Below are 12,282 nucleotides of genomic sequence, written 5' to 3' on the forward strand. Positions count from 1 at the left end.
CCTCACATCATGGGCTCGACGGTGATGTCATTGGGGTACAGCAGGTCATAGGCCTGGCTGATGTCGCCGCCGGAGGCGTCGGTGCGGTTCCAGTCGTAGGTGGTGGAGGTGCGCCAGGTGGGGGTGAGCGTGTAGTCGGCGTTCCCGGCGAGCTGCAGGTAGATGGTGGCGGAGGCGGTGCGGCCCGCTGCGCCGCGGGAGGCGACGTCGGACTGGGGGCAGCGCACCATCGCGGAGCGTTTGAGGTCCGCGGCGAGCGTGCCCGCACCGCTGAGTCTGAACCCGGTCGCCAAGGTGGCGTTCGTGCTGCCGTAGTTGTAGCCGCACATGTTGATCACCACTTTGACGCGGCCCGACCAGGGGGCGGTGAACGGCAGCGCCGGGAACTGGTCGCTGGTGAAATCCACCCAGTCGCCGGTCCCGGTCGCACTCGGCTGCGCCTGCATCGCCGTCGTTTTCGGGGCGTGGCGCTCCGACGCGATCGTGTGCGTGGGATCCAGGAACAGCACGCCGGGTTCAGTCGACGTGGCCTCCGCGATCCCGTCGTAGTCGGAGGACAGTACGATCCGGCGGGCATACAGCTCCGCGCGCGCATACTCCCGCGCCGACGTCGTCCCGTCCAAGAAGAACAGTGACCGCAGACCCGCGCCCGGCCCGGTGTCCACGCGCGGCGACTGCACCGTCACCCGGGGAACCTCCCCGGTGGAGCTGCGGAACGAATACAGGGCCCCCGGCACGGCGATCGCGGGCTCCGCCACGGAGTCCTGCGGGGTCACCGACACCTCCGTGTGGGCATCGGAGGCGCTGATCTGCACCTGCGACCCGTTCGGCGCCTGATGCCGGGAGAACGCCTCCCCGGCCGTCGCCGACATCGCCGAGTACGGGGCGGCCGTCTGCAGCGCCGAGTCGGAGTACAGGACGAACGTGGCCTCGTTGGGGTCGGCGAGCACCCCGCCGACGGTGGTGTTGGGGTCCGCGTCGTCGCCCCACACCGAAAACTCAGCCTGCCCGTCCAGCGCCGCGAGTTGGGCGCGGGCCCCCGACATCGACGACATGCGGGTGCGCACCACCCCTGTTCCGGTCTCCTCGATCACACCGTAATTCGAGCCGGCGACGTCCTCACCGATCTCGATCGTGGACCCAGAGATGACCGAGCCGGTGATGGTGCCGGTGAACGCCGCACTGCCGGTGGCGGCGTCGATGGCCACCGTCAGCTCACCGAGCGGACCGTAGGCGCGGAAACCGTCGGGGTTGGTCTCCACCCTGGCCCCATTGGGGTCCCCGGACACCATCCGGGAGGCGTAGACGATGAGCGCCGCGAACTTGTCCGCGGTCACCACACCCGCCTGCAGCATGCCCGTGGTGATGCTGTTCGGGCCGATGTCGGTCTCGGCGGCCTGCAGCGGAGTGCCCGCCGTCTCCGTCGACGCCGCACCGGCGATACCGCTGGTATTGACGCCCACCAGCCGCACGTAGTGCTCGACGTAGGGCAGCGGGACCACCGGGTACGCTCCGCCGTCACCGGACTGGGTGATGGTGCCGACGAACGTCGCCGCGGAGGGCTCGAACCCGCTGGTGGTGGAGACGTGCACCGCCACGTGCGCGAAGTCGCCGGGCAGCGCGAGGTCGTTGGCGAGCTGGCCGTCCCAGGTGACGCGCAGCCCGCCCAGCGAGGGGGTGACGGCCGGGGCGGTCGGCGCCGGCGGCGGGTCTCCGCTCTCGGCCGACAGGCCTACCGTGCCGTCGGGGAGCCATCCGATGCGCTGGCGCACCGTGCCGGACTCGTCGCGGACCTCCAGCGACTGGCCGTCCTCCAGGCTGGAGTGCGCCAGCTGGGGGCGGCGGTTGCCGCGCTCCACCGCGTCCAGGCGCCGCTCCATTCGCAGGAAGATGCGCTGGTACTCCTGCAGGACCGCCTGCGTCTGCGGGTCCATCAGATGGCACCTCCGTACCGGAACCGGTCGCTGCGGGAGCAGGTGACGGTGATCTGACCCGAGGGGTCGTCGGGGTCATAGGTGTAGGAGAGGATCCGCACCCACAGTCGCACCCAGCGGCCCCACGCGTAGCACTCCACCTGCACGTCATCGCCCGGCTCGAACGTCCCGATCGGCGCGTTGGGGTGGTCGCCGTGGATCGTGAACTTCGTGATGTCGTCGAGGTGGTAATACCGCAGCAGCTCGTCCGTGGCCTGCGCCTTCAGGCTGGCCTTGTTGGAGATCTCGGGGCGGTCGATGGTGCGCGCGGTGCGCAGCCGCCCGTCGCGGATCCGCGCGGTCGCGCGGACCTGCTTCGAGCCCTCGCCGCTGCCGAGGGCGATGACCTCGTTCGCCCACTCGCTGGTGTCGCGGCTGACCGCCACCAGCTCGGACACGTTCTCGTCCTGCACGAACCGGCGGCCGCTGCGGCGCCCCAGCCTCGGGTAGCCGAACTGGAGTTCCATGACCACCGACTCCTTGGAGTCGTCGGCCCACCGATAGGACTCGCGGTAGTCGAACGGGGCCTGCTTCGCAAGCTCCTCGACGTGGCGGCCGATGTCGACGCTGTCCCACCACGCCAGCCGGTACCGCCACCACACCGTCTTGCCTTTGGCGGCGACGGGTTTCTTATCCTTCTTCGTCCACACCTTGTCGATCGGGATCGGCGGGTCTTCGACCTGCTTGGGGTCGTCGCCCAGGCTTCCGTCTTCGTCGAGCGCGCGGGCGTTGTGCCACTCCCCCAGGCTGTAGTCCGTGCTGGTGGGGGTGTAGGTGACGCCGAGGTCACCGTCCGGCTGTGCTTGCAGGTGGTCCCACAGCGCGCGGACCACGGTCAGCGGGTCGACCCCGTGCCCGGTGGTGCCGTCGTCCGACCCACCCCACGTGAGCGTGCTCGTGAGCGGCTGGTCCGTGGCGTAGCTGGTGAACCCGTCGATCTCCAGGTCCAACTTGTCGCCGAGCGGATCCGCCCGGGTGAGAATCCCGCCGCCCCGCAGCTCCCCCGCCGCCTCCGCGAAGATCAGCGTGGAGTGCTCCTCAAGGATCGGCAGGCCATCCTCGGCGAGCAGCTCCTTGTAGACGGGGTCGATCTCCGCGCGGATCTCATACGGGCCCGACAGCGACGGGGTGATCTGCACCCCCGACAGCGGCAGCTCACGGTGCAGCCACTCCCCGGTCAGCACCCGCTGGGCGTAGTAGCGCCACAGCGGCGCCGGGTCCGCCTCGCCCCGCTCGGGGGTCGCCACCGGGTGCACCGTCGGCAGGGCAGGCAGCAGGATCGCTGTGGCGGCCATGACCCCGGTGGTGTCGGCGGTGAGCGTGTATGGCTCGGTGGGCCCGGCGGGCGGCTGCTCGTAGGCGGCGATGATCGCGCGGGAGAGGTTCGCGACCTCGCTGAGCCCGGTCGGCGACCACGCTTTGGGGGTGTCGTTCCAGTTGAACCCGAACGCCACCAGCACCGCGCCCGCCGGGGCGTCCACGCTGGGCAGGTCGATGGTGGTGGTGTCGGGGTCGTTGACGTGCTCCACGACAGACACCGGGGCGTGGCCGCGCCACGCCGCGAGCACCGCGAACTGCCAGTGCGCCGCCCCGAACCCGATCGTGTAGTCCGCGGGCTCCGAGGACGCTTCGCGCTCGTAGACCCAGTTGCCGACGTTGTTGCCCTCGAACACCGACTCCAACACCAGATCCCAGCCCGGCGGCGGGGTGATGCCCTGGGCGTCGTTGCTCGTGACCAGCAGCAGCAGGCGGTCGCCGTCGGCCACACCCGCCGGGACCGCCACCGTCACCTGGTCGACGAAGTCACCCGCAGAGGCGGCGCCGACGAAGGTCACAGCGACGCCTCGGGCGCCGGAACCTCAAGGAACTCCAGGTCAACACTGAAGTTCGCCCACTCGTCGGCGACCAGCCGCCCGTTCTGCCCGGCGGTGCCCATGACGTACATGCGCACATCCACCGTCTGGCCGCGCAACGCCGCGGGGATGTCGATCTGGTCCTTGTTCGACGCACTGCAGCGGTACCCGTTCGTGGTGCTGGTCTGGTTGAAGTTGTAGGCCGAGGGCGTGGTGGTGACCTCCTCGGTGCCCAGCAGGCCGATCCACAGCTGTCCGCGCGCGTCCTCCGTGCCCGCCGTCGACCCCGTCGGCTTCAGGAACGCGTTGTCCCAGTCCGCGAGCACCTGCACCTGCGTCGCCCACGACGGGATCGTCACCGTCCAGTCGTGCTGCGGCCACCGCTCGAAGTCGGGGTCGACGATGTTGCCGGCCTCGTCCCAGTCGACACCGTTGGACTTGGTGCCGCCGCGCTGCACACGCAGGGTGCGCTGCCGGCGGGCGTCCATCATCTCCCGCAGATCCGTGATGTAGGCCTGCTCCACGGCCGCCGTGTTCGCGGGCATGTCGATGCGCGCCAGCACCACGCCGGTGGTGTTCGCGGGCAGTTCCGTCTCCGTGCCGGAGACGCCTTCGATCACCCGGAAGTAGTAGACGTTGTCCGTGGCCGGGTTGTGGCCCCACGGCGTCCCGTCGATGTTGGGGTCCTCCACGCGGAGGATCACCAGGTCGGAGCGGACCGCGCCCGCGGTCGGGTTGATCGCGACCTCGGCTGAGCCGACGTTGTAGCCGAAGTAGGACCCCTGGAAGGTCTCCTCCTGCCCGAGCGCGACGAACCCGCCGGCGGCCACGTCAACGGCCCCGCCCGGCACTGTCAGCTCCGACACCCGCAGGTCGCCGGACCCGAGGACGCCGTTGCCCGAGCGGGTGGCGGCCTGCTGGTTCAGGCGGGCGATCTGCTCGCTGGACGTCGCGCCGGCCACCGCCCACGAGTCGACCTGCAGCGTCATGTGCTCTCCCTGCTCATGGTGTGGTGTGGGCGTGGCGGTAGCGCACGGTGGCGCTGGCCTGCCCGGTCAGGTCGGTGCCGGTGAACCGGATCGTGGTCTGGCCGACCGGGAGAGCGAGCTCGGCCATGCGGGAGCCACGCAGCTTCCCGTCCAGAGAGGCGCCGTCGCCGCGCAGGCACGTGCGCGCCCACGGGCGGGTGTCGATCTCCACGTATTCGCCGGCGGCCAGCGTCGTGTCGAGGCGCACCGCCGCGTCGGTGCCGACGTAGGCCAGGGCGGGCTGGGACACGGGGCCGTCGATGCGCAGCACCGGCCAGGTGGCGGCCTCGCCCAGGTTGCGGGCGACGTCCTGGCGGGCCGCTCCCGCACCCCAGGTGATGGGCCAGGTGACGGGCCAGGTGATGCCGGACCCGCCCTCGGTGATGAGGTTCAGGTGCAGCGCGTACTCGGTGTCGGAGTAGTACAGCCGGTCTGAGGTGACGAACGTGGCGACGTGGTCGGTGACACCGTCCGGGCGCAGGCGCATGCCCGCGTCCGTCAGGCGCCGCGGCCGCCCGTACACCACCACCGTGGATGTCCCGGCTTGGCGCATGCGCAGCGGCACCACGGCGCGGGAGGTGAGCCGCACCAGGGGGGCGTCCCAAGCTGCCCGCAATTCGGCGAGCGCGGCGCGAGACGCGGCCGCGTCAGCGGTGTCCGTGAAGATCTCCCACGTCAGCGTCCTGCTGTCGCGGAAGTCGCGGCCGAACTGGATTCCGCCCTCGCCCGGGTTGACCGTGTCGCCGTCGCGCTGGTCGGCGTCGCCGATCTCGAAGTTGTCGACCTGCAGGGTGGTGAGGTCGCCGAACAGCAGCGACCCGTCCAGCTCGAACTGGTTCACGGCGAGTTCAGCCACCGGAATGCACCCCGCCCTTCCTGGCCACCCGCAAACCGTGGTTGACCTCGGAGAACGCGTTGCGGAACGTGGCCTCCCCGTTGTGAAGGTGCTGCTCGTAGGTGCCGATCAGCGGCGAGGACGCGCCGTCCCCGCCCTGCACCCCGGACGACCCGGCGCGGGCGGCCTCGGCCAGCATCCGCGCGGACTCCTGCGTGGAATAGACCTGCGCGGAGGTGTCGAAACGCGCCAGCTCCGGGCCCTGCTCCCCCACCACCGTCCAGCCGCGGGCGGTGCCGCCGCCGGCGAGCCCTGCCAGCTGCGGGTAGTCCAGGAGTGGGTGCCTACCGTCCTCCTGCTCGTCCTGGCGGAGGATGTCGATCAGGCCGCCGTCGCGGTACCCCACCCGGTTCCACATGGGGCGGAAGACCGTGCCGCCGTAGTAATTGCGGCCAGCGGTGACGTTGTCGCTCTGGTTGCCACCGACGCGGCGGCCGCCACCGGGCGAGGTCACTAGGTTGACATGCCGTGTCCCATATACGGCAACGTCTCCCGGTTGAGGGTAAGATGCCCGACTCATTCCGGACGTGTAGTAATCGCCCGTCCATGCAGTTCGGGCCGCGCCACCGAGCGCCTTGCTGGCACCGGCCTTCGCAAAAAGCCACGATATGAACATGGCGCACCACGGCGCCCCGTTCATCCCATACCAGCTGGTGATCGCGTTGACGTTGTTGCCGCCGGACTCCGGGTATTTCCCGATCGATTCGTTGGCCAGCCGGACGACCCCCATCGGCCCGCCGGCGTACTGCTTGAACTGATCGGCGGCCTCATCACCCACGGAGTCGATCAGCCGCCGCAGCATCCGCCCGTAGGACTCCCGGGTGTCCTTGCGGTGGTCATCCACGCGATCCCACGGGGTATCACCGCCACCCCGGGTGATCCACCCGCCGGTGGCGAACCCCGGCATCAGCGCCTCACGGGGGATGCGCTGCTCGTTGAGGGCGTCCATGACCCCGGTGCCGTAGTAGTCCACGGCGGAGGCGCGCTGCATGTACTCGCCCTGCGACGCCCAGATCGGGATGCTGTCGGACGTCTTGGTGCCGGGCCCGTAGATGGGGCCGCCGGCCGCGCGCCCGTACCCGAACCCCTGCCGCCCGTACCGGCTGAACGGGTCGTTGGGCGAGTTCATGTCCTGCAGGCTCCAGGAGCCCGACGCCGACACACCGATGCGGGTCTTGATGTCCTTGGGGAACCCCAGCATCTCGTTCGCGAGATCCTTGGCTTCCTGTTTGGTGAACCCCGACTGCCGGGCGAGCTGGATCAACTTCTTGCGGGCCCGCTCGTGGGCGTCGCGCATCGCGTCGGAGGACTCGCCGTTGGCCCTCATGGATTCGAGGTGGTCCAGCGTCGAATCCCGCAACTGGATCAGGTTGCGGCGGTTCGCGCGCCCCGCCTCGGTGTTGGTGTTGAGGGTCGCCCCGTTCTGCTGGATGCCCGCCGTCGCCTGGTCCAAGGCCTCCTCGAAGGAGATCTCCGACTGCATCGCCGAGATGTTCGCCGAGGTCAGCTCGTCCAGAGCGGTCCGCAGGTCGCGGACCTTCGTGGCGCCAGCGCCCACCGAGGTGTTGTACATGCCCTGCTGCTCGGTGGCAGCGGCCTGGACTTCCTGCTCACGCTGGTAGGCGGCGGTGGCCTCGTTGACGGCCGTGTTCTGCCCGTTGATGGCCTCTTGGAGCGTCACCAGGTCGTCGCGGGCCGTGGAGTACTGGCCATAGGTCAGCTCGCCCTGGGCGTAGGCCCGCTCGTTCGCGTTGATCTGGTCGAGGATCTTGTCGTTGAGGCGCTGCATCGCGTCGCCTTGGCCCACGGCGGCACTGGTGACCTCGCCGATGCCGATGCCGAGGCGCTCGGACACCTCCAGCAGACCTTCATCCTCTAGGGCCATCGCGACGGTCTGGCGGGTGTTCTCCCCGATGGCGCCGGAGTCCGCCTCGATCGCGGAGGTGAGCGCCGAGGTCTTGGCCGCGGCGTCGGCCTTGGCGTTGGCGAAGAACCCGAGAGCCGTCACGCCCGCGGTGATCGCCAGGCCCCACGGGCCTCCGAGGGCGCCGACCACTCCGCCGAGCGCGCCGCGGAACCCGCGAGTGGCCTTGGTGGCGGTGCCAGCAGGTGCGGTGACGGAGGAGAACGAGTCGCCCATGTCGCGGATGCGGCCGGGCAGTTCCCGCAGAGGTTGGATCAGCCCTTGGTTCACACGCCCGAACAGGGAGAACGCGGCCCGGGCGGTGCCGAACGCGACGGCGGCCTGGATCAGCCACGGCGCGGTGTCAGCCACCCACGAGACGGCCTCCGCGAACTGGCCCAGCCCCTTGGCGTAGACCGTGCCGAGGGGGGCGACGGCGACACCCACATCGATAGCCGCACCCGCGATGGAGCCGAAGGTGTCCGCGAACACCGGCCCGTTCTGGATGGTCCAATCGATGAACCCCGTGAAGTTGCTGCTTTCGTTGGCCCACGCCGCCATGTCCGCCGTCAGATTCTGGAAGCCGGGGCCAACCCGGTTCCACAGCGGCTCCAGCGACACGACCAGACCGGTCGCCGTCAACGCGAGGTTGCCCGCGCTCTTGCCGAGGCTGTCGATGGTCGGGCCCGCCTGGCGGGCAGCGAAGTCAGTGAACCGCTGCCACTCCGGCGAACCCAGCCCCGCCTCGGCCGACTCCAATAGCTCATCGAACCCGTCGGCGGCCGACCGCACGATCGGCGTCAGAGTCGGCAGCTGCGACTCCAGAAGCCCGAGGCTGCGGTTGACCACCGGCAGCGTGTCGGACTGCAGGCCGCGCTGCCACTGCTCGTAGGCGTCGGTCAGCGACCCCCACGCGTCCACGGTGTTGCGGGCCTGCGGGGTCAGCCCGGCCAGGGCCTCCTCGTAGGCCTTGGTGGCCTCCTTGCCGCCCTCGGCGGCGGCCGCTTCCTTCTGGATGACGTCGGCGACGTCGAGCACTGCGGGCACGGTGGCTGCGGCGAACGCGCCCGCGCCGGCAGTGGCCGCGCTGAACCCGGACACAAGCCCGCCCAGCGCGCCGGTGAGAGCGCCCACCGCGGGCACCAGGGCGGGGCCGCCGATCGCCGCACCCGCTCCGGCGGCGGGCGACAGGCCAGTGAACGACTGCCCGCCACCGCCGCGCGCACTGCCGCCGCGGCCGCCCGTACTCGGCGGAGCGAGGGGGCCACCGGTCTGCTTGGTGCGGACGTTGACCGTAACGGTTCGCCCGTCGAGCCGGTTGGCCGCCTTCTCCAGCCCCACCAACCGCGCGAGCGCCGCCCTCGTATCGGCCTCGACAGGGACGTCGACCTTCAGGTCCTTGGTTGTGGCCTTCAGTTTCGACCGGAGCTCAGGCCCGAACCGCTTGGAGTCCGGCAGGATGTCGACATACACGCGGCCGGCAGAGGGCATCGTCCACCCCCTAAGCGGCGTGTGCTGGTGAGAAGCGGTTCAAGTAGTCGAGGTGCCGCTGGTCCATCTGCGGCTTCTCGCGCACCTGCTTGGCCTCAGGAATCGGGTACGGCTTGATCCCCGGCGGTTTGCCCTTCAGGTGCAGGCCGACCCACAGCAGCCCGTACAGCGCCTGGATGCGGGTGTCCAGCAGCGCGACCTGCTGGTTGATCTCCGGGAACGGGCGCGCGGAGTCCAACCCGGCCAGCGCCGCCTTGGTGCGCGGCATCCGGTCCATGTCCCGCAGCACCAGCAGGCACATGCGCCGCCACGACAGCGCCGGCGACCCGCGGTAGAAGTCGATCAGGTCGAGGCCGCGGTCGAGGAGGTCCAGCTCGACCGCGTCGGGGTGCTCCTCTAGGAGTCGGAGGAGCTGTCGCCTTCCCCCACGGCGGCCCCGGCCATGTCCTCGAAGTACTGGTGGATGCGCCCGAGTTCGTAGCCGGGGTGGTCGTTGAGGACCGCCTTGATGGTCTTGTCGAGGTTCTCCTCGTTCACCTTGAGGGCGCCCCGCAGCCAGTTGGGCTGGTCACCGACGATGAATGAGCGGTGGGTCCACCACGACCAGTCGATGACCGGCTTGAACACGTACTCGGTGCCGTCGCCCATGACGAAGGGGACATCTTCGCGCATCGCCTCGGTGATCTGGGCGTCCTGCCGGTCCGGCAGGTTGTCGACCTTCACCGGTGCGGGCTTCTTGCTCTGTGTCACTGGGTCCTCCTGTGCAGGCCTCGTGCAGACCGTGGGGTGAGAGCGGCCGGGGCGGGCCTGCACGTGGTGCGCCCCGGCCGCCCGATCATGGGGGTTAGGCCGCGACGGTGATCTCGATGGAGTCCGACAGGCCCCGGTAGGTGCCGGTGACCGTGGCGGTACCCTCGGCCACACCGGTGACCAGGCCGGCGTCGTCCACTGTGGCGATTGCCGGGTCGGAGGACTCCCAATCGGCGTCGGAGGCCACGTCGGCGCCCGGGTCCTCGTTGTAGTAGGTGACGTCCGCGGTGAGCTGGGAGGTGTTGGTGCCGGCCAGCGACAGCTCGGCGGTGCCGGAGACGGTGAGGGTCTCGATGGGCAGCCACACCCCGTTCGCGAGGACATACCGGTCGAACAGCGTCTTGTCACTCAGCTCGTAGGCGGTCCACGTGAAGTTGTAGCCGATGACCTCTTCGGCGTTGTTCATCTGCTCGCCGCGGGTGGTGATCTCCGCCTTGGGGACGATGGTCCTCAGGTGGTTCGTGCCGTCGAAGGAATCGATCGCGAGCATGTAGGCGCGCTGGCCCTCGGGGCGCTTCACGGGGAAGTGGATGACGCCGCCCGTCAGCTCCTTGACGTCGGCGAAGGGAACGTTGTCGTAGAGCGCCCTCGTGTAGGCGTTGGTCTCCCACGCCGTGAACGAGAACGTCTTCGTCGCACTGGAGACGTCGGTGCGCACCGCGGACTTGTAGCCCCACGGGCGCCGCTCGATGCGCTCCTCCTCGTAGGCCTCGTTCACGCCCTCGGTGGAGATGAGCCCGAGGTCGCGCCACCCCTCGGCGGACGAGAACGCCGCCATCCCCGTGGGCGTCACAGACCCGGTGGGGGCGATGTAGCACTTGCCGCCGTCTACTGCTGACCTCAGCGCATCCGGGTTGTCGGCCATGTCACTCCTCCAAGCCCGGTGTGCGGGCACAAGTTGACCCCGCACAGCGGCGGGGTCAGGGGTTTGCTTACCGGTCAGGTGTGCAGGCCTGAGTCAGGATTGCGGAATGGGGCGCAGCACCAGCTCGCAGGTGAAACCGGCGACGCGCACGCTGTCGTTGGGGTCCTCGCGCGGCTCCGGCGTGGTGGTGTTGCGGACCGTGGACACGGTCACCAGCTCGACGGTGCGCCCGCCCAGCGCCCGCATGTGGGCGTTGGCCAACCGCGCCAACCCCATGGCGTCAGCGAGTTCGCCGTCGTGGTGCACCTCGACGTCGAGGCGGGCCACGTCGAGGGCGTAGCGGTTGAGCATCGGCGGCGACGGCAACTGTGTGATCAGCACGAGCGGCAGGGCGGCTGCGTACTCCTCAGGCCCTGGCGGTTCGTGCGCCACCTCGGTGGCCGCGGCGCCGAGCACGTCGCGCAGGTAGGTGGTGGCCACCAGGAGAGGGTCGCCGAACAGCACGAACGGGGCAGGCACGGCCACCTCCCCGTCAGGGTGCGAGCTTGTTCAGGTAGTCGCGGGCCTCGCTGCGACGCGCATCCGACACCCGGCCCTCCATGGCGTCGACCACCTCCACCCGGCGGGCGGGCAGGTGCACCGTGATGCCGGGCTGGGCGCCGGCCACGACCATGGACTGCACCCCGGATGGGTCGACCTCGCACGGCAGCTCCACGCCGTCGATGAGGACGCGCAGGGTGTCGCCGGTGCGCTCCACCCGGATCACCTCCGGCGTGGAGGGCGTCGTGCGGTCAGCTTTCACTGCCGGCGCCCTTGTCCTCGCTGGTGTCGTCGGCCTTCCTGGTGCGGCCGCGCGCGGTTGCCGCGGCGGTCGATCCGCCGCCGGGCTCGGCCGGCTTCGGTGTCTCCGCAGGCTTGGCCTTGACCGGCGCCTTGGGTTCGGGCTTGGGGGCCTCTGCGGCGCGGGCGGTGCCGTCGCGCTTGCGGCGGGCAGCCTCCTCCGACGACACGCTCACCACATCGCCCGGCCTCCGGCCGGCGTGCGGGTAGGTGACCTTCACATACGGCATGCGCCGTCTCCTATCTGACGTGCGAAACGCCCCTCGACGCGAGTTCGAGGGCTTCCGCCATGTTGTGTGTGGGCCGGGTGCCCGGGTGGTTGACCTTGGCCATGGGGTGGGGTGCGCCCGGCCACCACAGGGCCTGTTTGACCTTCGGGCGGATGACGTGCGGCTTCGTGCCGCGCTCGATCCACCAGGATTTGCGGTCGCTGGCGGTGACCCGGTACCCGTGGCGCCTCAGCCGCTCCACGCCGATGCTGGAGACGTAGGCGCCGGTTTTGATGGGGCCTCGGCCGCGCGCCATCGACGCCACCCGGTGCGCGCGGCGCTCCAGGTCCCGATCGACCGGCTTGTACGACCCGAGGCTGTTCACGAACGCCTGGTTGATGACGACCCGGCCCAT

At 70.2% G+C, this 12,282-nt stretch carries 12 protein-coding genes; all 12 read right to left on the reverse strand.

Features of this window, described 5'->3' with window-relative positions:
- Positions 1-2 precede the first annotated feature (2 nt).
- Complete coding sequence (locus ABEA15_RS02430) at positions 3-1,934, reverse strand: hypothetical protein (protein ID WP_345555276.1); 1,932 nt, start codon at positions 1,932-1,934, stop codon at positions 3-5.
- Positions 1,934-3,808, reverse strand: coding sequence for a phage tail family protein (locus ABEA15_RS02435; protein ID WP_345555277.1), 1,875 nt, complete (start codon positions 3,806-3,808; stop codon positions 1,934-1,936). Before ABEA15_RS02435 ends, ABEA15_RS02430 begins: the two co-directional genes overlap by 1 nt.
- Positions 3,805-4,815, reverse strand: coding sequence for a hypothetical protein (locus ABEA15_RS02440; protein ID WP_345555278.1), 1,011 nt, complete (start codon positions 4,813-4,815; stop codon positions 3,805-3,807). Before ABEA15_RS02440 ends, ABEA15_RS02435 begins: the two co-directional genes overlap by 4 nt.
- 13 nt (positions 4,816-4,828) lie before the next feature.
- Entirely contained in the window at positions 4,829-5,710 is an 882-nt protein-coding gene (locus tag ABEA15_RS02445; RefSeq protein ID WP_345555279.1) for a phage tail family protein, read from the reverse strand.
- Positions 5,703-9,143 carry a hypothetical protein gene (locus tag ABEA15_RS02450; RefSeq protein WP_345555280.1) on the reverse strand — a complete coding sequence of 1,147 codons (3,441 nt, stop codon included), beginning with the start codon at positions 9,141-9,143 and terminating at the stop codon, positions 5,703-5,705. Before ABEA15_RS02450 ends, ABEA15_RS02445 begins: the two co-directional genes overlap by 8 nt.
- Before the next feature lie 10 nt (positions 9,144-9,153).
- Positions 9,154-9,444 carry a hypothetical protein gene (locus ABEA15_RS02455; RefSeq protein ID WP_345555281.1) on the reverse strand — a complete coding sequence of 97 codons (291 nt, stop codon included), beginning with the start codon at positions 9,442-9,444 and terminating at the stop codon, positions 9,154-9,156.
- A gap of 95 nt (positions 9,445-9,539) precedes the next feature.
- Complete coding sequence (locus ABEA15_RS02460; RefSeq protein WP_345555282.1) at positions 9,540-9,893, reverse strand: hypothetical protein; 354 nt, start codon at positions 9,891-9,893, stop codon at positions 9,540-9,542.
- A gap of 94 nt (positions 9,894-9,987) precedes the next feature.
- Positions 9,988-10,818, reverse strand: coding sequence for an Ig-like domain-containing protein (locus tag ABEA15_RS02465; protein ID WP_345555283.1), 831 nt, complete (start codon positions 10,816-10,818; stop codon positions 9,988-9,990).
- A gap of 93 nt (positions 10,819-10,911) precedes the next feature.
- Positions 10,912-11,337 carry a hypothetical protein gene (locus tag ABEA15_RS02470; RefSeq protein ID WP_345555284.1) on the reverse strand — a complete coding sequence of 142 codons (426 nt, stop codon included), beginning with the start codon at positions 11,335-11,337 and terminating at the stop codon, positions 10,912-10,914.
- Between the two features lie 13 nt (positions 11,338-11,350).
- Positions 11,351-11,620, reverse strand: coding sequence for a hypothetical protein (locus ABEA15_RS02475; protein ID WP_345555285.1), 270 nt, complete (start codon positions 11,618-11,620; stop codon positions 11,351-11,353).
- Positions 11,610-11,888: a hypothetical protein gene (locus tag ABEA15_RS02480; protein ID WP_345555286.1), complete on the reverse strand. Its 279-nt coding sequence runs from the start codon at positions 11,886-11,888 to the stop codon at positions 11,610-11,612. The genes ABEA15_RS02475 and ABEA15_RS02480 overlap by 11 nt, the downstream gene beginning before the upstream one ends.
- Positions 11,889-11,898: 10 nt before the next feature.
- A complete protein-coding gene (locus tag ABEA15_RS02485; RefSeq protein ID WP_345555287.1) occupies positions 11,899-12,282 on the reverse strand; it encodes a hypothetical protein in 384 nt (127 codons plus the stop codon).

Source organism: Streptomonospora halophila, from assembly GCF_039542725.1.
GTDB lineage: Bacteria > Actinomycetota > Actinomycetes > Streptosporangiales > Streptosporangiaceae > Streptomonospora > Streptomonospora halophila.